Raw genomic sequence first — 20,637 nt, forward strand, 5'->3', positions numbered from 1 at the left:
TTTGATGGTTGGCTGGCTCGATCAATGGGAGTCCGCAGTGAAGAAGACCTCGACCCGGCTGGCCGACGGTCGCGAACTCATCTACTACGACCTGCGCGACGACACCGTGCGGGACGCGGTGGACCGCCGCCCGCTGGAGCGGACGCACACCACCTCCGAGGTCCGCCGGGACGCGCTGCTCGGCGACCAGGTGGCGATCGCCTCGCACCGGCAGGGCCGCACCTACCACCCGCCGGCCGACCAGTGCCCGCTGTGCCCGACCAAGGGCGACCGGCTGAGCGAGATCCCGGACTCGTCGTACGACGTCGTGGTCTTCGAGAACCGTTTCCCCTCGCTGGCCGGCGACTCCGGCCGCTGCGAGGTGGTCTGCTTCACCTCGGACCACGACGCCTCCTTCGCGAGCCTCACCGAGGAGCAGGCACGGCTTGTCCTCGACGCGTGGACCGACCGGACCTCGGAACTGTCGCATCTCCCCTCCGTCGAGCAGGTGTTCTGCTTCGAGAACCGCGGCGAGGAGATCGGCGTGACGCTCGGTCACCCGCACGGGCAGATCTACGCCTACCCCTTCACCACCCCGCGCACCGCCCTGATGCTGCGTTCCCTCGCGGCCCACAAGGAGGCCACCGGCGGGGAGAACCTCTTCGACGCCGTGCTCGCGCGTGAACTCGCCGACGAGCGGGTCGTCCTTGAGGGTGAACACTGGGTCGCCTTCGTGCCCTACTCCGCGCACTGGCCCTACGAGGTCCACCTGTACCCGAAGCGCCGCGTCCCCGACCTGCTCGGCCTTGACGAGGCGGCACGCTCAGAGTTCCCCCAGGTTTATCTGGAACTCTTGAGGCGCTTCGACCGTATCTTCGGTGAGGGTGAGCCTCCCACGCCCTACATCGCCGCCTGGCACCAGGCGCCGTTCGGGACGCTGGAGGAGTTCGACGGTGTCACGCGCGACGACTTCGCGCTGCACCTGGAGCTTTTCACCATCCGCCGAACGTCCGGCAAGCTGAAGTTCCTCGCGGGTTCCGAGTCGGGCATGAGCGTGTTCATCAACGACGTGCCGCCGGAGCGCGCGGCCGAGCGACTGCGAGAGGTAGCGAGTTGATGAAGTACCTGGTGACGGGCGGGGCGGGATACGTCGGCAGCGTGGTCGCCCAGCACCTGCTGGAGGCGGGCCACGAGGTCACCGTCCTGGACAACCTGTCCACGGGCTTCCGCGAAGGCGTCCCGGCGGGCGCCGCCTTCGTCGAGGGCGACATCCGCGACGCCGCCAAGTGGCTGGACCCCTCCTACGACGCGGTGCTGCACTTCGCCGCGTTCTCCCAGGTCGGCGAGTCGGTCGTGAAGCCCGAGAAGTACTGGGACAACAACGTCGGCGGCACCATGGCGCTGCTCTCCGCGATGCGCGAGGCCGGCGTCCGCAAGCTCGTCTTCTCCTCCACCGCGGCCACCTACGGCGAGCCCGTCCACACCCCGATCACCGAGACCGACCCGACCGCCCCCACCTCCCCCTACGGCGCCACCAAGCTCGCCGTGGACCACATGATCACCGGCGAGGCGGCCGCCCACGGCCTGGGCGCGGTCTCCCTGCGCTACTTCAACGTGGCCGGGGCGTACGGCGCGCAGGGCGAGCGGCACAACCCCGAGTCGCACCTGATCCCGCTGGTCCTCCAGGTCGCCCAGGGCAGGCGCGAGGCCATCTCGGTCTTCGGTGACGACTACCCGACGCCCGACGGTACCTGCATCCGCGACTACATCCACGTCGCCGACCTCGCCGACGCCCACCTGCTGGCCCTGACGGCCGCGCGGCCCGGCGAGCACCTGATCTGCAACCTCGGCAACGGTGAGGGCTTCTCGGTCCGCCAGGTCATCGAGACCGTCCGTCAGGTCACCGGCCACCCGATCCCCGAGGTCGTGGCCCCGCGCCGGGGCGGCGACCCGGCCGTCCTGGTCGCCTCGGCGGCCACCGCCCGCGAGAAGCTGGGCTGGAACCCGACCCGCGCGGACCTCGCGGGGATCGTCGCGGACGCCTGGGAGTTCGCGCAGCGCACCAGCACACCAAGGGAGCGGTAAGTGGGGGCAGCACAGCAGGTCAGAGACGCCTTCGAGGAGCTGTACGGCTCGGCTCCCGACGGCGTCTGGGCGGCGCCCGGCCGGGTCAACCTGATCGGCGAGCACACCGACTACAACGACGGCTTCGTGATGCCGTTCGCGCTGCCGCACGCGTCGACGGCGGCCGTCGCCCGCCGCACCGACGGCGTGCTGCGGCTGCACTCCGCGGACGTCGAGGGCGGGGTCGTCGAGCTCTCCCTGGACGCCCTGGAACCCGGCACCGACCAGGAGTGGACGGCGTACCCGGCGGGCGTGGTCTGGGCGCTGCGCGAGGCCGGTCACCCGGTCACCGGCGCCGACGTGCACCTCGCCTCCACCGTCCCGACCGGCGCGGGCCTGTCCTCCTCCGCGGCCCTGGAGGTGGTGATCGCCCTCGCGCTCAACGACCTCTACGAACTGGGCCTGCAGCGCTGGCAGCTGGCCCGCCTGTGCCAGCGCGCGGAGAACGTCTACGTCGGGGCGCCGACCGGCATCATGGACCAGACGGCGTCCGCGTGCTGCGAGCAGGGCCACGCCCTGTTCCTGGACACCCGCGACCTATCGCAGCGGCAGATCCCCTTCGACCTCGCGGCCGAGGGCATGCGCCTGCTGGTCGTCGACACCCAGGTCAAGCACGCCCACAGCGGCGGCGAGTACGGCAAGCGCCGGGCCGGCTGCGAGAAGGGCGCGGCCCTGCTGGGCGTGGACGCGCTGCGGGACATCGCCTACGACGACCTCGACGCGTCGCTCGAACGCCTCGGCGACGAGGCGGAGGTACGGCGCCTGGTCCGGCACGTCGTCACCGAGGACCACCGCGTCGAGCGCGTCGTGGCCCTCCTCGAAGCGGGCGACACCCGTGCCATCGGCCCGGTCCTCACCGAGGGCCACGCCTCGCTGCGCGACGACTTCCAGGTCTCCTGCCCCGAGCTGGACCTGGTCGTGGAGGCGGCGAACGCGGCCGGCGCGCTGGGTGCCCGGATGACCGGCGGCGGCTTCGGCGGCTCGGCGATCGTCCTCGCCGAGGCGGCGGACGTCGACACGATCGCCAAGGCGGTCGAGGAGGCCTTCGCGGCGGCCGGCTTCAAGGCCCCGCGGGTCTTCGAGGCGGTGCCGTCGGCGGGCGCCCGCCGGGAGGGCTGAGGCTCAGTCCAGCCGCTTCGTCAGCGTGTACTCCGTGATCCCCGGCGGGTAGTCGGGGATCACGCACACCACGTCGTACCCCTGCTTCCGGTAGAACTCCGGGGCCTGGAAGTCCCAGGTCTCCAGGCGTACGGCGGTGCAGCCGCGGTCCTGGCGGGCGATGCGCTCGGCCTCCGCGAGCAGCCCGCCGCCGAGGCCCGTGCCGCGGTGGCGGGCGTCCACCCAGAGGTAGGTGACGTGCAGCCAGGACGTCCAGGTGTGTCCGACCAGCCCGCCCGCAAGGCCGCCCGAGCGCTCGTCCATCGCCCAGACGTGCAGCGGCACTTGGCGTTCACCGGGAGTACCGCGCAGTGCCGCGAGGACGGGGGACGCCGCGGTGTTGGTGTCCCGCAGCCGCGCGTGGAGCAGTTCGCGTCGTTCCTTGTCGACTTCCGCCTCAATACGAAACATGCGGCACACCATAAACGCGTCGGCCGGGCAGTTCTGCAAATTGCCTTCCGCTCACGGCGACCGGTCGTACTCTGATGAGCAGTGCCGGTGGGGGCCGGCGCTGATCAGGGGGCGAGACAAGTCGGATACGACGCCCGCGGTGGGGGTAGCAGTTCAGGCACGGCGGCGGCCGTGCGGTTCAGCCCTCCCGCGGGTGTCGTGTCCGCACGGTTCGTCGTTCTCCGGACCTTGGGGTATCCCCGGCTCGTGAAGAGCACTGGGGAAGGGGGTTTCGTGGTTCGCATCCGAGTCCTGGTCGTCGACGACCACCGCATCTTCGCCGAGTCGCTGGCCGCCGCACTGGCCGCCGAGCCCGACGTCGACGTCTCCGCGGCCGGCAGCGGTCCGGCCGCGCTGCGCTGCCTGGAGCGCGCGGTCGCCGAGGGCCGCCGCTACGACGTGCTGCTCGTCGACGCCGACCTGGGCGGTCAACTGCCGGGCGGCCGGGCGGCCGTGCCGGTGCAGGAGGCCAACGCGGAGGGGCTGGTCGACGGCATATCGCTGGTCGCCGGTGTCCGCTCGGCCCATCCGGCCGTCCGGGTCGTCGTCCTCGCGGAGAAGGACGACCCGCGGCGCGCGGCCCTGGCCCTGCAGGCCGGCGCCTGCGGCTGGGTCGCCAAGGACTGCTCGCTGTCCCGGCTGCTGAACGTCATCCGGGGCGTGCTGCGCGACGAGACGCATCTGCCGCCCGCCCTGCTCACGGGCGTCCTGCGGGAGCTGACGGCGGCCCGCAAGCACCGCACCGAGAGCGAGCGCCTGGTGGAGTCCCTCACGCCGAGGGAGCGCGAAGTGCTCCGGTGCATGGTGGCGGGCCTGGGGCGCAAGGCCGTCGCCGAGCGCCTCTTCCTGTCCCCGCACACCGTCCGCACCCACATGCAGAACGTCCTCGGCAAGCTGGGCGTCCACTCCACCCTGGCCGCGGTGGCGCTCGCGCGCAGGGCCGGGGTGGGGCCGGTGGACCTAGGGCCCAGCGGACGGATCGTCCCTGAGGAGAGCAGCAGCGCCTGACCGGCGCCAAGCGGGCAGCGCCCCGAAGGGGCGCGGGGCCGTATCCGATATGCGGCTGCCGCCGCGCGGGCGCGACCAGCCACGACGACGCCGCAGGCGACAGACGGCATATTGCGGCACTGTCAGCGGAGCGCCTAGCCGGGGATGTTGTCGAACGGCGCCGTCAACTGGCGTAGCAGCCCGGCGAGTTCGGACCGCTGGGTGGGGGAGAGCTCGCCGAGGATCGCCCGCTCCTGGTCGAGGAGGCCCGCCAGGGCCTGGTCCGCGCGGTCCTGGCCCTCGGTGGTCAGCCGGACCAGCACGCCACGCCGGTCGCTCGGGTCCGGCAGCCGCTCGACCAGGCCCTTCTTGGCCAGCCGGTCGATGCGGTTGGTCATCGTCCCCGAGGTGACCAGGGTCTGGGTCAGCAGCTGCCCGGGGGAGAGCTGGTACGGCGTGCCCGCGCGCCTGAGTGCGGTCAGCACGTCGAACTCCCAGGGCTCCAGGCTGTGCTCGGCGAAGGCCAGCCGACGCGCCCGGTCCAGGTGCCGCGCCAGTCGGCTCACCCGGCTGAGCACCTCGAGCGGTTCCACGTCGAGGTCCGGGCGCTCCCGGCGCCACGCAGCGACCAGCCGATCGACCTCGTCCTCCATGGCGATCAGTGTAGTGGTTCTGTCGACATGAAGTCTCTTGATATCGAGTCTCTTGACATCGAGATATCTCCACGGGGAAGGTGGAGGACATGACGACTCCTGCCTGGGACCCCGCCCAGTACCTCCGTCACTCCGGCCACCGCGCCCGCGCCTTCACCGACCTCCTCGCCCACGTCCCCGCCCTCCCCGGCGACCCCCCGGCCATCGCCGACCTCGGCTGCGGCCCCGGCAACGTCACCGCCGTCCTCGCCGACCGCTGGCCCACCGCGCACATCACCGGGTACGACAACTCGGCCGCGATGCTCGACAGGGCCGAGGTCGACCACGCCGGACCCACCCCCGGCGGCGGCCGCCTCGACTTCGCCCACGCCGACCTGCGCACCTGGACGCCCGAACGGCCGTACGACCTCATCGTGTCCAACGCGGCGCTCCAGTGGGTCCCCGGCCACCTCGGCCGCTTCGCCGACTGGCTCGACGCGCTCGCTCCCGGCGGCACCTTCGCCTTCCAGGTGCCGAACAACATCGACGCACCCCTGCACGCCCTGATGCGCGAGCTCGCCGCCACACCCCGCTGGAAGGTCCGGCTCGCCGACGTGCTGCGCCACGAGGACTCCGTCCACCCGCCGGCCGCCTACCTCGACCGGCTCGCCCGCCTCGGCTGCGCCACCGACGTCTGGGAGACCACCTACCTCCACGTCCTGGCGGGCGAGGACCCCGTCCTGGACTGGGTCAAGGGCACCGGGCTGCGCCCCGCCCTCACCGCCCTCGGCGACGACCCCGAGGCCCGGGACGCCTTCGTCGCCGAGTACCGCGAGCTGCTGCGGGAGGCCTATCCGAGCGCCCCGTACGGCACGGTCCTGCCCTTCCGCCGCCTGTTCGCCGTCGCCCGCAAGGAGGACGCCTGATGCTCACCGCCCTCGACCACGTCCAGCTCGCCGTACCGCCGGGCTCGGAGGACCTGCTGCGCGCCTACTACGTCGATCTCCTCGGCATGACCGAGATCCCCAAGCCGCCCGTGCTCGCGGCGCGCGGCGGCTGCTGGTTCCGGGCCGGGACCGTGCACCTGCACCTGGGAGTGGAGGCGGCCTTCCGCCCCGCTCTGCAGGCCCATCCGGGGCTGCGGGTGACGGACATCGAGGCCTGTGCCGAACGGCTCGAAGCCGGCGGCGCCCCCGTCACCTGGGACGACGACCTCCCCGGACACCGCCGCTTCTACTCCCAGGACCCCGTCGGCAACCGCCTGGAGTTCCTGGAACCGGTGCGCTGAGCCACCGTTTGCCGCGGCCCGCTCCTGGTTACCCGGAGCAATGACCCCACGTACCTATCCGCTTCAGGAGGGATCGACGGTGTCAGGACATCAGAAGGCCAAGGGCAAGAAGGAACAGGTCAAGGGCAAGGTCAAGGAGGTCGGCGGGCGCGCGACGCGTGACGCGCCCATGGAGGCCGAAGGACGCCTGGAGCAGTCGAAGGGCGACGCCCGCCAGGCCAAGGAGAAGATGAAGGACATCTTCAAGCACTGAGTGAACGCTGAGGCCTGAGCACAGGGCTCAGGCCTTGCGGTGCCCTATCAGCCGTGGCTTCTGCTCCAGGCCGTCCAGGCCGTGCCAGGCCAGGTTCACCAGGTGGGCGGCGACCTCCGCCTTCTTCGGGCGGCGCACGTCCAGCCACCACTGGCCGGTCAGCGCGACCATGCCCACCAGCGCCTGCGCGTACAGCGGGGCCAGCTTGGGGTCGAAGCCGCGGCTCTTGAACTCGCGGCCCAGGATGTCCTCCACCTGGGTCGCGATGTCCGAGATGAGAGAGGCGAAGGAACCCGTCGACTGCGGGATGGGGGAGTCCCGGACCAGGATCCGGAACCCGTCCGTGTACTCCTCGATGTAGTCGAGCAGCGCGAACGCGGCCTGCTCGCACAGCTCCCGCGGATGGCCGGCCGTGAGGGACCCGGTCACCATGTCCAGCAGGCGCCGCATCTCCCGGTCGACCACCACCGCGTACAGCCCCTCCTTGCCGCCGAAGTGCTCGTACACCACCGGCTTGGAGACCCCGGCCTTCGCGGCGATCTCCTCCACCGACGTGCCCTCGAAGCCCTTCGCCGCGAAGAGGGTGCGACCGATCTCCAACAGCTGCTGGCGGCGCTCCGCACCGGTCATACGGGTACGACGCGCCCGCCGCTGCTTCTCGGGACTGGGGGTGCTGGAGTCGGTCGCCACGGCGTCAATCATGCCGCCTTCGCGGCCTCCGCCCCCTGCGGAGAGCCGCCTTCTCCGGTGTTACGGCGCGAATCGATACGTGAGCGTGACGGCCAGCGCACGTCGTAGGCCCAGCCCAGCTGCTCGCACCAGCGGATGATCCGCGCGGACGAGTCGATCTGGCCGCGCTCCACCCCGTGCCGCGCGGAGGTCGGGTCGGCGTGGTGCAGGTTGTGCCAGGACTCGCCGCAGGACAGGACCGCCAGCCACCACACGTTGCCCGACCGGTCCCGCGATTTGAACGGCCGCTTGCCCACCGCGTGGCAGATCGAGTTGATCGACCACGTCACATGGTGGAGCAGCGCCACCCGGACGAGTGATCCCCAGAAGAACGCGGTGAACGCGCCCCACCAGGACATCGTCACCAGCCCGCCGATCAGCGGCGGCAGCGCGAGGGAGACCACCGTCCAGTAGATGAACTGGCGGGAGATCGTCCGGATGGCAGGGTCCTTGACCAGATCCGGCGCGTACTTGTCCTGCGGGGTCCGCTCCTCGTCGAACATCCAGGCGATGTGCGCCCACCACAGGCCCTTGATCAGCGCCGGCACGGTCTCGCCGTACCGCCACGGCGAATGCGGGTCGCCCTCCGCGTCGGAGAACTTGTGGTGCTTGCGGTGGTCGGCCACCCAGCGCACCAGCGGCCCCTCCACCGCCATCGACCCCGCGATGGCCAGCGCGATCCTGAGCGGCCGCTTCGCCTTGAAGGAACCGTGGGTGAAGTAACGGTGGTAACCGATCGTCACGCCGTGACAGCCCAGGTAGTAGAAGAACACCATCAGGCCCAGGTCGAGCCAGCTCACGCCCCATCCCCACGCCAGCGGCACCGCCGCCAGCAGCGCGAGGAACGGCACGACGATGAACAGCAGCAGGGTGATCTGCTCCAGCGAGCCCTTCCGCTCACCGCCCAGAGTGGCGGACTGGAGCGCGGTGTCGGCCGCCTTCCGGGGGTCTTCGATCACATCGGAACTAGACGAGGTCATGCGCGTCCCCTGTGGGGTCGAGGGTTGAGAGATGCGCCGATCCGCGGCGACCGAACGGGACGAAAAGGAGCTTCCCTACGGTTCCGTAACCTACGGCGACGTAAGTATGGCAGCGGGGCGTCTCACGGCAAGAGCCCCAGAACCTGCGCGTCCTCATGGACACCTATCCTTGGAGTCGGTCGGACAGCGCGGTCCGTTCTGTTTCCTTCCCTGATGTCCGGCCGCTATGCGGACAGGCCCCGCCTGCTGCCCGGCCGCCTGACGGGTTCCCTCCAGACGAGCTTCAACACTGCAAGGAGCCGCACCTGTGAGCAGTGCCGACGACCAGACCACCACGACCAGCAGTGAGCTGCGCGCCGACATCCGCCGGCTGGGTGACCTCCTCGGCGAGACCCTCGTCCGCCAGGAGGGTCCCGAGCTGCTGGAGCTCGTCGAGAAGGTCCGCCGCCTGACCCGCGAGGACGGCGAGGCCGCCGCCGAACTGCTGCGCGGCACCGAACTGGAGACCGCCGCCAAGCTGGTCCGTGCCTTCTCCACCTACTTCCACCTGGCCAACGTCACCGAGCAGGTGCACCGCGGCCGTGAGCTGCGCGCCCGCCGTGCCGCCGAGGGCGGCCTCCTCGCCCGCACCGCCGACCGGCTCAAGGACGCCGACCCCGAGCACCTGCGCGAGACCGTGCAGAACCTCAACGTCCGCCCGGTGTTCACGGCGCACCCCACCGAGGCGGCGCGCCGTTCGGTCCTCAACAAGCTCCGGCGCATCGCCGCGCTCCTGGACACGCCCGTCATCGAGTCCGACCGCCGCCGCACCGACATCCGCCTCGCCGAGAACATCGACCTCGTCTGGCAGACCGACGAGCTGCGCGTCGTACGCCCGGAGCCCGCCGACGAGGCCCGCAACGCCATCTACTACCTGGACGAGCTGCACGCCGACGCGGTCGGCGACGTCCTGGAGGACCTGACGGCGGAGCTGGAGCGGGTCGGCGTCAAGCTCCCCGACGACACCCGTCCGCTGACCTTCGGCACCTGGATCGGCGGCGACCGCGACGGCAACCCCAACGTCACCCCCCAGGTCACCTGGGACGTCCTCATCCTCCAGCACGAGCACGGCATCAACGACGCCCTGGAGATGATCGACGAACTCCGCGGCTTCCTCTCCAACTCCATCCGCTACACGGGCGCCACCGAGGAACTCCTCGAGTCCCTGCAAGCCGACCTGGAGCTGCTGCCCGAGATCAGCCCCCGCTACAAGCGCCTCAACGCCGAGGAGCCCTACCGCCTCAAGGCGACCTGCATCCGGCAGAAGCTGACCAACACCAAGCAGCGCCTGGCCACCGGCACCCCGCACGAGCCCGGCCGCGACTACCTCGGCACCGCCGAGCTCCTCGGCGACCTCCGGCTGATCCAGACCTCCCTGCGCGAACACCGCGGCGGCCTGTTCGCCGACGGCCGCCTGGCCCGTACGATCCGCACGCTGGCCGCGTTCGGCCTCCAGCTCGCCACCATGGACGTCCGCGAGCACGCCGACGCCCACCACCATGCCCTCGGCCAGCTCTTCGACCGCCTCGGCGAGGAGTCCTGGCGCTACGCCGACATGCCCCGCGAGTACCGCGCCAAGCTCCTCGCCAAGGAGCTCCGCTCGCGTCGGCCGCTCGCCCCCACCCCGGCACCCGTCGACGCGGCCGGCGCCAAGACCCTCGGCGTCTTCGAGACCGTGAAGAAGGCCCTGGAGATCTTCGGCCCCGAGGTCGTCGAGTCGTACATCATCTCCATGTGCCAGGGCGCCGACGACGTCTTCGCAGCCGCCGTCCTCGCCCGTGAGGCCGGCCTGGTGGACCTGCACGCCGGCTGGGCCAAGGTCGGCATCGTGCCGCTGCTGGAGACCACCGACGAGCTCAAGGCCGCCGACACCATCCTGGAGGACATGCTCTCCGACCCGTCGTACCGCCGTCTGGTGGCACTGCGCGGGGACGTCCAGGAGGTCATGCTCGGCTACTCCGACTCCTCCAAGTTCGGCGGCATCACCACCTCCCAGTGGGAGATCCACCGCGCCCAGCGCCGGCTGCGCGACGTCGCCCACCGCTACGGGGTCCGGCTGCGCCTCTTCCACGGCCGCGGCGGCACCGTCGGCCGCGGCGGCGGCCCCTCCCACGACGCGATCCTCGCCCAGCCCTGGGGCACCCTGGAGGGCGAGATCAAGGTGACCGAGCAGGGCGAGGTCATCTCCGACAAGTACCTGATCCCCTCCCTCGCCCGGGAGAACCTGGAACTGACGGTCGCGGCCACCCTCCAGGCCTCCGCCCTGCACACCGCCCCCCGCCAGTCCGTGGAGGCCCTGGCGCGCTGGGACGCCGCCATGGACGTCGTCTCCGACGCCGCCCACGCGGCCTACCGCCGCCTGGTGGAGGACCCGGACCTGCCGACGTACTTCCTCGCGTCGACGCCGGTGGACCAGCTCGCCGACCTGCACCTGGGCTCCCGGCCCTCCCGCCGCCCCGGCTCCGGCGTCTCGCTCGACGGCCTGCGCGCCATCCCCTGGGTGTTCGGCTGGACCCAGTCCCGGCAGATCGTCCCCGGCTGGTTCGGCGTCGGCTCCGGCCTCAAGGCACTGCGCGAGGCGGGCCTGGACACCGTCCTGGACGAGATGCACGAACAGTGGCACTTCTTCCGCAACTTCGTCTCCAACGTCGAGATGACCCTCGCCAAGACGGACCTGCGGATCGCCCAGCACTACGTCGACACCCTCGTCCCGGACGAGCTCAAGCACGTGTTCGACACGATCCGCGAAGAGCACGCCCTGACCGTCGCGGAGGTCCTGAAGGTCACCGGTGAGGCCGAACTCCTCGACGCCACCCCGGTCCTCAAGCAGACCTTCTCCATCCGTGACGCCTACCTGGACCCGATCTCCTACCTCCAGGTCACCCTGCTCAAGCGCCAGCGCGAGGAGGCGGCAGCGGGAGAACCGGCCGACCCGCTCCTCGCCCGCGCACTGCTCCTCACCGTCAACGGCGTGGCGGCGGGCCTGCGCAACACCGGCTGACCGCTGTCAGGCATGACGGTGCCCCGGGGTCGTACACCCCGGGGCACCGGTCGTTTTCGGCACAGCTCACTGCAACGCGGCGAACGCCGCGGTCAGCAGCGCGATCCCCGAACCCCCCAGGACCCACGCCACCCGCCTCAGCCGCAGCCCCCCGGCGACCACCACCGACGCCAGCAGCAACGCACCGCCCAGCGGCACCCAGGCGTACAGGACGCCGGCCGGCCCCGACCGGACCACGTCCCCGGTGCCGGGCCTCACGATCACGTCGTACGTCTGCCCCTTGCGCACCCCGACCGACTTGTCGAGGACGACGGTGGAGCGCGCCGACGCACCCGTCGACACCGGAGTGAACGGCCCCGTGCAGGTGTCCGCACCGCACACCGTCACCTTGACCGTGCCCCGCTCCTTGCCCTTCGTCAGCATCACGTCCTGCGCGGTGCCCCAGGACCCCCACACCCCGGCGACCAGGATCAGCACGGCGACCGCACCCATCGACACGACACGCAGCGCGTCGACCGGAGCCGTACGGGAGGAGGCGGCGGAGGCAGCAGGCATGGCCGGGATCATTGGCCATGTCCCTACGGCCGGTCAACTGCCGTGGGGGACAAGTCAGGAGTTGTACGAGCTTTGCGCCCGCTCCAGCCCCTCGGTGACCAGCGCCTCCACCGCGTCGGCGGCCCGGTCCACGAAGTAGTCCAGTTCCTTGCGCTCGGTCGAGGAGAAGTCCTTCAGCACGAAGTCGGCCACCTGCATACGGCCCGGAGGACGCCCGATCCCGAACCGCACCCGGTGGTAGTCCGCGCCCATCGCCTTCGTCATCGACTTCAGCCCGTTGTGCCCGTTGTCGCCACCGCCCAGCTTGAGGCGGAGCACGCCGTAGTCGATGTCCAGCTCGTCGTGGACCGCGACGATGTTGGCGACCGGCACCTTGTAGAAGTCGCGCAGCGCGTTGACCGGGCCGCCGGAGAGGTTCATGTACGACATCGGCTTGGCCAGGACCACCCGCCGGCTGCCCGGCCCCGGCGCCCCGAGCCGCCCCTCCACGACCTGCGCCTGGGCCTTCCCGGCCCGCTTGAACTTCCCGCCGATCCGCCCGGCGAGCAGGTCCGCGACCATGAACCCGACGTTGTGCCGGTTCATCGCGTACTCGGGCCCGGGGTTCCCGAGCCCGACGATCAGCCAGGGGGCGCCTGCGGGGGTGGTCACGTCCATGTCTCCTTGATACGCGCCAGCCGCCGCTCCCGGGGGAACGGCGGCTGACCGTTGCTCAACCGCTTGCTGCTTGCCGCGTGCGCGGACCGCATGCGGCTTACCGCTGTGGGGCGGGCGCCCACCGGGTGGCTACCGCTGTGGGCAATCGTTCCGCAGGGCGGAACGGGTGGGTACAGCCACCAGCGCCGGGCGCCTGCTCAGCAGACGGCACCCGAACCGACGGCTCAGGCCTCGGCGGCTTCCTCGGCCTCGGTCTCGCCCTCAGCCGACTCCTCCGCCTGCGCGGCCAGCACCTGGAGGACGACCGCGTCCTCGTCGACGGCCAGCGTCACACCGGACGGCAGGGTGATGTCCTTGGCGAGGACGGAGGCGCCGGCCTCCAGGCCCTCGACGGAGACGGTGACGGCCTCGGGGATGTGGGTGGCCTCGGCCTCGACCGGCAGCGCGTTGAGCACGTGCTCCAGCAGGTTGCCGCCCGGGGCCAGCTCGCCCTCGGCGTGCACCGGGATCTCGACCGTGACCTTCTCGCCACGCTTGACCAGCAGCAGGTCGACGTGCTCCAGGAAGCCCTTGATCGGGTCGCGCACCACGGACTTCGGGATCGCCAGCTCGTTCGACTTGCCGTCGATGTCGAGGGAGATCAGGACGTTCGGCGTACGCAGCGCGAGCAGCAGGTCGTGGCCCGGCAGGGTCAGGTGGATCGGGTCCGAACCGTGGCCGTACAGGACACCGGGAACCTTGCTGTCACGACGGATACGGCGCGCGGCACCCTTGCCGAACTCGGTGCGCGTCTCGGCGGTGATCTTCACCTCGGACATGGTGATCACTCCTCGTAGAGGTAGATACGGACGTGGTCACCCGGCCACGAACGGCCTGCTACGAAGAGCGCGTCGATAACGGAGGCGTGGCCTCCCTCGCCGAGCAACTGGAGAAGTCTACTCGGCGCGAGAGGCCACAGAGAAATCGATCAGCGCCCACCGGGCGCAAGTGATCATGCAGAAGCGTTTTTACAGCTCACTGCTCGTCGAACAGGCTCGTCACCGAACCGTCCTCGAACACCTCACGCACCGCACTCGCGATCGTCGGCGCGATCGACAGCACCGTGATCTTGTCCAGATCCCGGCTCAGCTCACCCGGCGTGGGCAGCGTGTTCGTCAGCACGAACTCGCTCACCCGCGAGTTCTTCAGCCGGTCCGCCGCCGGACCCGACAGCACACCGTGCGTGGCCGTCACGATGACGTCCTCCGCACCGTGCGCGAACAGTGCGTCCGCCGCCGCGCAGATCGTGCCACCCGTGTCGATCATGTCGTCGACCAGGACGCACACCCGGCCCTCGACCTCACCCACGACCTCGTGGACGGTCACCTGGTTCGCCACGTCCTTGTCGCGCCGCTTGTGCACGATGGCCAGGGGCGCCCCGAGCCGGTCGCACCACCGGTCCGCCACCCGCACCCGGCCGGCGTCCGGGGACACGATCGTCAGCTTGTCCTTGTCCACCTTCGTGCCCACGTAGTCCGCGAGCAGCGGAAGCGCGAACAGGTGGTCCACCGGACCGTCGAAGAAGCCCTGGATCTGGTCCGTGTGCAGATCCACGGTCAGGATCCGGTCCGCACCCGCCGTCTTCATCAGGTCGGCGATCAGCCGCGCCGAGATCGGTTCACGGCCCCGGTGCTTCTTGTCCTGCCGCGCGTAACCGTAGAACGGCACAATCACCGTGATGGACCGCGCCGACGCACGCTTCAGCGCGTCGATCATGATCAACTGTTCCATGATCCACTGGTTGATCGGAGCCGTGTGGCTCTGGATCACGAAGCAGTCGGCACCACGCGCCGACTCCTGGTAACGCACGTAGATCTCGCCGTTCGCGAAGTCGAAGGCCTTCGTCGGGACGACCCCGACAGCCAGCTGGTGGGCGACCTCCTCGGCAAGCTCGGGGTGGGCGCGGCCGGAGAAGAACATCATCTTCTTCTCGCCGGTCGTCTTGATCCCGGTCACAGCACTGTCTCCTCAGAGGTGTCTCAGCCGTACAGCTGGATCTTCCGCGCCCCGAGTGCCTGGTGCGGAAGGGCGAAACAGCTGGTTAGGTGCGGGTGTGCACTTATCACGGTACGACGTCTTCGGCGCACCTGTTTCCGGTCAGTCCTCGCTCGCGCCCCGCCGGGAAGCCGCCTCGGCAGCCTTCGCCGCCGAGCTCCCCGGACGCTTCCGGGCCACCCAACCCTCGATATTCCGCTGCTGACCGCGGGCCACGGCCAGCGAACCGGGCGGCACATCCTTCGTGATCACGGACCCGGCAGCGGTGTACGCACCGTCCCCGATCGTGACAGGCGCCACAAACATGTTGTCCGAACCCGTCTTGCAGTGCGACCCGACGGTGGTGTGGTGCTTGCTCTCGCCGTCGTAGTTCACGAACACACTCGCCGCGCCGATGTTCGAGTACTCGCCGATCGTCGCGTCACCGACGTACGAGAGATGCGGAACCTTCGTCCCCTCCCCGATCGACGCGTTCTTCGTCTCCACGTAGGTGCCGATCTTGCCCTTCGCCCCGAGCCGGGTCCCCGGCCGCAGATAGGCATACGGTCCCACGCTCGCCTCCGCACCGATATGAGCGGAATCGGACACCGTGTTGCTCACCCGCGCTCCGGCGCCGACCCGGGTGTCCTTCAGCCGGCTGTTCGGCCCGACCTCGGCGCCCCGTGCGAGGTGCGTCGAACCGAGCAGCTGCGTCCCCGGGTGCACGACGGCGTCCTGTTCGAACGTCACGGTCACGTCCACCCACGTCGTCGCCGGGTCCACGACCGTCACGCCGTCCAGCATCGCCCGTTCCAGCAGGCGGTCGTTGAGGATCCGCCGCGCCTCCGCCAGCTGCACGCGGTTGTTGATCCCGGCGATCTCGCGGTGGTCGTCCGCCACCGAGGCCCCCACCCGGTGCCCGGCCTCCCGCAGGATCCCCAGCACATCGGTCAGGTACTCCTCACCCTGGCTGTTGTCCGTCCGCACCTTCCCCAGCGCGTCCGCCAGCAGCCGGCCGTCGAACGCGAACACCCCGGAGTTGATCTCCCGGATGGCCCGCTGCTCGTCGGAGGCGTCCTTGTGCTCCACGATGGCCGTCACGGCCCCCGAGGCGGAGTCGCGCACGATACGGCCGTAACCGGTCGCGTCCGGCACCTCCGCCGTCAGCACGGTCACCGCGTTGCCGTCGCCGTGATGCGTCCCGGCGAGCCGCTTCAGCGTCTCCCCGGTCAGCAGCGGAGTGTCCCCGCACACCACGACCACGGTCCCGTCGACCGCCCCGCCCAGCTCCTCCAGCGCCATCCGCACGGCGTGCCCGGTGCCGTTCTGCTGCTCCTGCACGGCGGTACGGACACCGGCGTCTACCTCGCCGAGGTGCGCGGCGACCTGCTCGCGCGCGTGCCCGACGACGACGACCAGGTTCTCGGGGTCCAACTCGCGGGAGGCGGCGAGCACATGACCCACCAGGGAACGGCCGCAGATGTCGTGCAGGACCTTGGGTGTGGCCGACTTCATACGGGTGCCCTCACCCGCTGCGAGAACGACGACGGCTGCCGGGCGAATGGCGCTCACGGAGTTGCCCTTCGGCTTTTTGGACGGGTGGGGGTGACATCCGCAGGATACCGGGGCGTTTCGAGGGGGACATGAGAGCGGGCCCTGACGGAGCTGTCAGGGCCCGAACCGAGCATGGCTCCCCCGCCAGGACTCGAACCCGGACAGATGGCACCAAAAGCCACAGTGCTGCCAATTACACCACGGGGGAACAATATCGACAGAACCGGACATTTAGTCAGGTCGTCGAGTGGCGCCTCCTACTATGCCGTACCGGGCGCCTTCGACGCGACGGTACAAGTCGGCTCCCTCCCGGACCCCGTGGGGCGGCCGTCGGCCCCGAGGTTCCCCGAAGTCCCGAACCCGCCGGATGGATGTGACATACCGTCCGGGCGGAATGATTGGCGCATTTCGGTGTTGTTCGGTTACGCAGTGTGGTGGGGGCGAGTAGACGAAACTCACCGGAAAAGCCCACCCCCGCGCCCGTAGGCTGGAGGCATGACCACGACGGGGGCAGACCACGCGACGGCCTTGAGAGGGCCGTGGTGGTGGTCACGGTGGCGTAGTGCGGTGCTGGACGTGGGGCTCGCGCTGGTGTCGGCGCTGGAGTGCGCCGCGGAGGGGATTCCGTTCGCGCGGGACGCGGGGATCCCGGTGTCGGCGGGGATCGTGTTCGGTTTGCTGGCCGGTTCCGTGCTGGTGCTGCGCCGGAAGTGGCCGATCGCCGTGGTGCTGGTCGCCATCGCGATCACGCCGGCCCAGATGGGCTTCCTGATGGGCATCGTCGGCCTGTACACGCTGGCCGCGGCGGAGCTGCCGCGGCGGATCATCGCGGCGCTGGCGGGGATGACGTTCCTGGGGACGCTGATCGTGACCTTCGTGCGGGTGCGGCAGAGCATGGCGCGGGGGGATCTGACGCTGGGGGACTGGTTCGTTCCGTTCGCGTCGCTGGCGACCTCGCTGGGGCTGACGGCTCCGCCGGTGCTGCTGGGGCTGTACGTGGGCGCGCGGCGGCGGTTGATGGAGAGCCTGCGGGAGCGGGCGGACAGTCTGGAGCGGGAGCTCCAGCTGCTCGCGGAGCGGGCGGAGGAGCGTGCGGAGTGGGCGCGGGGCGAGGAGCGGACGCGGATCGCGCGCGAGATGCACGACGTGGTGGCGCACCGGGTGTCGTTGATGGTGGTGCACGCGGCGGCGTTGCAGGCGGTGGCGCGGAAGGACCCGGAGAAGGCGGTGAAGAACGCGGCGCTGGTGGGGGACATGGGGCGCCAGGCGTTGACGGAGTTGCGGGAGATGCTCGGGGTGCTGCGTTCCGGGGAGGCGGCTCAGCGGCGTACGACTGCGGCCTCGGCCTCGGTGTCGGTTTCGGTGCCGTTGGCGGCGGTGGGGGTGGCGGCCGCGGCGGCGGCTTCGCGGGTGGCGGCCGAGGACGAGGGGCCGTGGCTGTCGGAGCTGGAGGTGCTGGTCGGGCAGTCGGCGGCGGCGGGGATGGTGGTGGACCTGTCCGTCGAGGGGGACGTGCGGTCGTATGCGGCGGTGATCGAGCAGACGGCGTTCCGGGTGGTGCAGGAGGCGCTGACGAACGTGCACAAGCACGCGGCGGGTGCGAAGACGCACGTGCGGCTGGCGCACCGGGTGGCGGAGATCGCGATGCAGGTCGAGAACGAGCCGCCACCGGAGCCGGCGTCGGCCGCGGCCGCGGGGCTGCCGTCGGGCGGGAACGGCCTGGTGGGGATGCGTGAGCGGGTGCTCGGGCTGGGCGGGGTGTTCGTGTCGGGACCGACGGATGCCGGGGGTTTCCGGGTGTCGGCCGTGATTCCGGCGGCCTGACGGGCAGCCCCTAGGCCTGGGTGGTGAGGCGCTGGGGTTCGACGCCTGCGATGAGGGTGGTCAGGGCCTGGTCGATGTCGGGGCCGACGTACCAGTCGCCGGTGTGGTCGAGGGTGTAGATGCGGCCTTCGGCGTCGATGGCGAGGACGGAGTGGGTGTCGGTCTCCGCGCCGAGGGGGCAGACCTCGGTGCCGAGGGCGCGGCCGAGGTCGCCGAGGGTGCGGGCGAGGTGGAGGCCGTGCAGGGGGTCGAGGTGGAGGGTGGCGGGGGCGATCTGGCGGCCGCTGCCGGTGGGGCTGATGTGCAGGCCGCCGAACTCGGCCCAGGCCTCCACCGCCGCGGGGAAGACGGCGTGCCGGTGTCCGGCGGGTGAGGCGTGGTCGCGCAGGGTGTCGGCCCAGACCTCGGCCTGTTTTATGTCCCAGCGTCCGGGTTGCCAGCCGGCGGCGCGCAGGGCTGCGTCGACGGGCACGGAGAAACGCGTGGAGGAGGTGCGGTCGGCGTGCATCTGCCCTTCGATCGTCCTGGTCGGTGTGCGGGTGCGGGTGTGCGGCGTGTGGGGGTGTGGGGGTGTGTGCGTCAGGCGTCGGCGGTGGTGGGGTCGACGACGCGGACGCCGAAGTGGGCGGTGAGGGCGGCGCAGGCCCGGCAGGGGGCGGCGAAGCTGCCGTGCAGGGGGTCGCCGTCCTCGCGTATGCGGCGGGCGGTGAGTTTGGCCTGCTTGAGGGATTTGCGGGCTTCGCCGTTGGTCATGGGTTTGCGGGCGGCGCGTTTGCTGCGGGCGCTGTCGGCTGTGCTGATGTGCCGGGAGAGGAGGATGGCCTCGGCGCAGCGGCCGGTGAAGCGGTCGCGCTGTCCGCTGGGGAGGGTGTCGAGGAACTCCTGGACCAACGGGTGCAGCGGGGGCGGCTGGTCGCCGCGGGCGGCGGTGCCGGTGAGGGTGGCGCCGCGGACGGAGAGGGCGGCGGCGACGGTGGGCAGGATGCCGTCGCGGCGGTGCTGGAGGGTGGGCACGGGAGGTATTTCGCTGCTGCTCCAGCCGATGCGGGGGTCGCCGTTGGTGGCGCCGTGGACGGCGCCGGACATGGCGGTGTGTGGTCCCGTCTGTGTGGTGTTCATGATCGTCTTCCCCTCCCGGGCATCCCCCCGAAAGTCACAGACTGCCAAATCCTGTGGCGGGTGCGGTAGCTGGGGCGGTGCGACACGCCCGGGTTTGGGCAGGCTGTCACGGCGGGGTGACGGCTGGTCACGGAACCGGAGGGCCGGTGACCGGGGTTCGTGTACCGCATAGGCTGTCGGCAACCGCGATGGGCGCGGTCGACGCGTCTGGGACGTGGGAGAGACAGCCGGATACGGGCCGTGGCGCGCCGCAGGGGTGTGATGCCGGTTCGTACAGAGTGCCGCAGGGGGCAACCGTCATGACGACAGGTCGGCTCGGGCAGCAGGCCGCGCCGCCGAACGCGGCCTATGCCGGGCAGGTCGTGCATTTCCCGGATCCGGTTCGGGCGGCACGTCACCCGAGAGGGGTACGGATCGACGAGCGCGGTTACCCCGACTTCTCGCCCTACGCGCGTGCGGCGGCGGAGATCGCCGATCCGCCGGAGGGGTTCGGTGTCGACGAGTTGCGGCTGACGGACTTCGTGTCCGCGAACGCGGTGCTGGCGGCTTCGGGCCATGAACTGTGGGACACGGTGCCCGCGGTGGCGACGCCGCACGGCTGGACGTGGCATCACGTGGCGGGGTCGCGGCGGCTGGAGCTGGTCCCGGTCGAGGTGAAGGCGTTGCTGCGGCACCACGGCGGGGTGGCGACGGCACGGGTGGACCACGACAAGCGGGGGACGCGGCCGTTGCAGGAGACGCGGCCGGCGCACTTCGGGCTGCCGAAGTCCGGTGTGGCGGTGTCGGAGTCGCAGGTGCAGGGGGTCGAGGAGGACCTCGGGTACCGCTTGCCGGGTGCGTACCGCTCGTTCCTGAAGGCGGCGGGCGGCTGCGCTCCGGTGGGCACGGCCCTCGACGCGGGCCTCGGACTGCTGGTGGACCAGCCCTTCTTCACCGTCCGCGACGAGGCGGCGGTGAACGACCTCGTGTACGTCAACAAGTGCCTGCGCGACCACCTCACCAAGGACTACCTGGGCGTCGCCTTCGTGCAGGGCGGTCTGCTGGCGGTGAAGGTCAAGGGCGACCGGCTGGGTTCGGTGTGGTTCTGCGCGTACGACGACGCGCGTGACGTGGATCCGGGGTGGCCGCCGGCGGAGCGGGTGGAGCGTCTGCTGCTGCCGTGCGGTGAGGACTTCGACGTGTTCCTGTCGCGGCTGGCGGGGTCCCCGCCGGAGTTGGAGACGGTGGCGAACCTGATGGTCGACGGTGGTTTCGCGCGTGCCGTGCCGGTGTCCTCGCCCGGCTCGGGGGAGTGA

At 70.9% G+C, this 20,637-nt stretch carries 21 protein-coding genes and 1 tRNA gene; 10 read left to right on the plus strand and 12 right to left on the minus strand.

Annotation, left to right across the window (positions count from 1 at the left end):
• The first annotated feature begins 37 nt into the window (after positions 1 to 37).
• The 3 genes from galT to galK are packed head-to-tail and all read left to right on the plus strand — an operon-like array spanning position 38 to position 3,222.
• Positions 38 to 1,096 carry a galactose-1-phosphate uridylyltransferase gene (gene galT / locus ACFY6U_RS41865; RefSeq protein WP_390046931.1) on the plus strand — a complete coding sequence of 353 codons (1,059 nt, stop codon included), beginning with the start codon at positions 38 to 40 and terminating at the stop codon, positions 1,094 to 1,096.
• Positions 1,096 to 2,064, plus strand: a complete 969-nt coding sequence (galE, locus tag ACFY6U_RS41870; RefSeq protein ID WP_390046933.1) for a UDP-glucose 4-epimerase GalE — start codon at positions 1,096 to 1,098, stop codon at positions 2,062 to 2,064. The genes galT and galE overlap by 1 nt, the downstream gene beginning before the upstream one ends.
• Complete coding sequence (gene galK, locus ACFY6U_RS41875; protein ID WP_390046935.1) at positions 2,065 to 3,222, plus strand: galactokinase; 1,158 nt, start codon at positions 2,065 to 2,067, stop codon at positions 3,220 to 3,222.
• A gap of 3 nt (positions 3,223 to 3,225) precedes the next feature.
• Here galK and ACFY6U_RS41880 read toward each other — a convergent pair whose 3' ends face one another.
• Entirely contained in the window at positions 3,226 to 3,684 is a 459-nt protein-coding gene (locus ACFY6U_RS41880) for a GNAT family N-acetyltransferase (RefSeq protein WP_390046937.1), read from the minus strand.
• 261 nt (positions 3,685 to 3,945) lie between these two features.
• Here ACFY6U_RS41880 and ACFY6U_RS41885 point away from each other — a divergent pair, with 261 nt between their 5' ends.
• The gene (locus ACFY6U_RS41885; protein ID WP_388922806.1) at positions 3,946 to 4,719 is read left to right on the plus strand and encodes a LuxR C-terminal-related transcriptional regulator; all 774 of its coding nucleotides are present in this window, start codon (positions 3,946 to 3,948) and stop codon (positions 4,717 to 4,719) included.
• A 134-nt stretch (positions 4,720 to 4,853) separates the two neighbouring features.
• On the opposite strand, the gene ACFY6U_RS41890 is transcribed toward ACFY6U_RS41885, so the two are convergent.
• Positions 4,854 to 5,351, minus strand: a complete 498-nt coding sequence (locus ACFY6U_RS41890; RefSeq protein WP_351957293.1) for a MarR family transcriptional regulator — start codon at positions 5,349 to 5,351, stop codon at positions 4,854 to 4,856.
• An 89-nt stretch (positions 5,352 to 5,440) separates the two neighbouring features.
• Between ACFY6U_RS41890 and ACFY6U_RS41895 the strand changes: the two genes are divergently transcribed.
• From ACFY6U_RS41895 to ACFY6U_RS41905, 3 genes are all read left to right on the plus strand, one after another.
• Positions 5,441 to 6,256 carry a trans-aconitate 2-methyltransferase gene (locus ACFY6U_RS41895; protein ID WP_390046939.1) on the plus strand — a complete coding sequence of 272 codons (816 nt, stop codon included), beginning with the start codon at positions 5,441 to 5,443 and terminating at the stop codon, positions 6,254 to 6,256.
• Positions 6,256 to 6,618, plus strand: coding sequence for a VOC family protein (locus ACFY6U_RS41900; protein WP_351488121.1), 363 nt, complete (start codon positions 6,256 to 6,258; stop codon positions 6,616 to 6,618). The genes ACFY6U_RS41895 and ACFY6U_RS41900 overlap by 1 nt, the downstream gene beginning before the upstream one ends.
• Before the next feature lie 79 nt (positions 6,619 to 6,697).
• Positions 6,698 to 6,871, plus strand: a complete 174-nt coding sequence (locus tag ACFY6U_RS41905; protein ID WP_390046941.1) for a CsbD family protein — start codon at positions 6,698 to 6,700, stop codon at positions 6,869 to 6,871.
• Positions 6,872 to 6,898: 27 nt separating this feature from the next.
• Here the strand turns inward: ACFY6U_RS41905 and ACFY6U_RS41910 are convergent, their stop codons facing one another.
• A complete protein-coding gene (locus ACFY6U_RS41910) occupies positions 6,899 to 7,573 on the minus strand; it encodes a TetR/AcrR family transcriptional regulator (protein WP_351488117.1) in 675 nt (224 codons plus the stop codon).
• Positions 7,570 to 8,580 (minus strand): acyl-CoA desaturase, encoded by a 1,011-nt coding sequence (locus ACFY6U_RS41915; RefSeq protein WP_390046943.1) that lies wholly within the window; start codon positions 8,578 to 8,580, stop codon positions 7,570 to 7,572. The genes ACFY6U_RS41910 and ACFY6U_RS41915 overlap by 4 nt, the downstream gene beginning before the upstream one ends.
• A 307-nt stretch (positions 8,581 to 8,887) precedes the next feature.
• Here ACFY6U_RS41915 and ppc point away from each other — a divergent pair, with 307 nt between their 5' ends.
• Positions 8,888 to 11,620 carry a phosphoenolpyruvate carboxylase gene (gene ppc, locus ACFY6U_RS41920; RefSeq protein WP_390046945.1) on the plus strand — a complete coding sequence of 911 codons (2,733 nt, stop codon included), beginning with the start codon at positions 8,888 to 8,890 and terminating at the stop codon, positions 11,618 to 11,620.
• A 66-nt stretch (positions 11,621 to 11,686) separates the two neighbouring features.
• Here the strand turns inward: ppc and ACFY6U_RS41925 are convergent, their stop codons facing one another.
• From ACFY6U_RS41925 to ACFY6U_RS41950, 6 genes are all read right to left on the minus strand, one after another.
• Complete coding sequence (locus ACFY6U_RS41925; protein ID WP_390046947.1) at positions 11,687 to 12,187, minus strand: hypothetical protein; 501 nt, start codon at positions 12,185 to 12,187, stop codon at positions 11,687 to 11,689.
• Positions 12,188 to 12,229: 42 nt separating this feature from the next.
• Complete coding sequence (pth, locus tag ACFY6U_RS41930) at positions 12,230 to 12,832, minus strand: aminoacyl-tRNA hydrolase (protein WP_390046949.1); 603 nt, start codon at positions 12,830 to 12,832, stop codon at positions 12,230 to 12,232.
• 224 nt (positions 12,833 to 13,056) lie between these two features.
• Positions 13,057 to 13,650 carry a 50S ribosomal protein L25/general stress protein Ctc gene (locus ACFY6U_RS41935; protein ID WP_390046951.1) on the minus strand — a complete coding sequence of 198 codons (594 nt, stop codon included), beginning with the start codon at positions 13,648 to 13,650 and terminating at the stop codon, positions 13,057 to 13,059.
• 196 nt (positions 13,651 to 13,846) lie between these two features.
• On the minus strand, positions 13,847 to 14,827 hold the full coding sequence (locus tag ACFY6U_RS41940) for a ribose-phosphate diphosphokinase (protein WP_390046953.1): 981 nt from the start codon (positions 14,825 to 14,827) through the stop codon (positions 13,847 to 13,849).
• A gap of 141 nt (positions 14,828 to 14,968) precedes the next feature.
• Positions 14,969 to 16,417, minus strand: a complete 1,449-nt coding sequence (gene glmU, locus ACFY6U_RS41945) for a bifunctional UDP-N-acetylglucosamine diphosphorylase/glucosamine-1-phosphate N-acetyltransferase GlmU (protein ID WP_390046955.1) — start codon at positions 16,415 to 16,417, stop codon at positions 14,969 to 14,971.
• Positions 16,418 to 16,532: 115 nt separating this feature from the next.
• Positions 16,533 to 16,607: transfer RNA gene (locus ACFY6U_RS41950), tRNA-Gln, on the minus strand.
• 287 nt (positions 16,608 to 16,894) lie between these two features.
• On the opposite strand from ACFY6U_RS41950, the gene ACFY6U_RS41955 reads away from it, so the two are divergent.
• The gene (locus ACFY6U_RS41955; RefSeq protein ID WP_390046957.1) at positions 16,895 to 18,223 is read left to right on the plus strand and encodes a sensor histidine kinase; all 1,329 of its coding nucleotides are present in this window, start codon (positions 16,895 to 16,897) and stop codon (positions 18,221 to 18,223) included.
• A gap of 10 nt (positions 18,224 to 18,233) precedes the next feature.
• On the opposite strand, the gene ACFY6U_RS41960 is transcribed toward ACFY6U_RS41955, so the two are convergent.
• Positions 18,234 to 18,731, minus strand: a complete 498-nt coding sequence (locus tag ACFY6U_RS41960; RefSeq protein ID WP_390046959.1) for an SUKH-3 domain-containing protein — start codon at positions 18,729 to 18,731, stop codon at positions 18,234 to 18,236.
• A 71-nt stretch (positions 18,732 to 18,802) separates the two neighbouring features.
• Positions 18,803 to 19,342, minus strand: coding sequence for a YwqJ-related putative deaminase (locus ACFY6U_RS41965; protein WP_390046961.1), 540 nt, complete (start codon positions 19,340 to 19,342; stop codon positions 18,803 to 18,805).
• 299 nt (positions 19,343 to 19,641) lie between these two features.
• Here ACFY6U_RS41965 and ACFY6U_RS41970 point away from each other — a divergent pair, with 299 nt between their 5' ends.
• Positions 19,642 to 20,637, plus strand: coding sequence for an SMI1/KNR4 family protein (locus ACFY6U_RS41970; RefSeq protein WP_390046964.1), 996 nt, complete (start codon positions 19,642 to 19,644; stop codon positions 20,635 to 20,637).

The sequence above is a fragment of the Streptomyces sp. NPDC013157 genome, assembly GCF_042899865.1.
Taxonomy (GTDB): domain Bacteria; phylum Actinomycetota; class Actinomycetes; order Streptomycetales; family Streptomycetaceae; genus Streptomyces.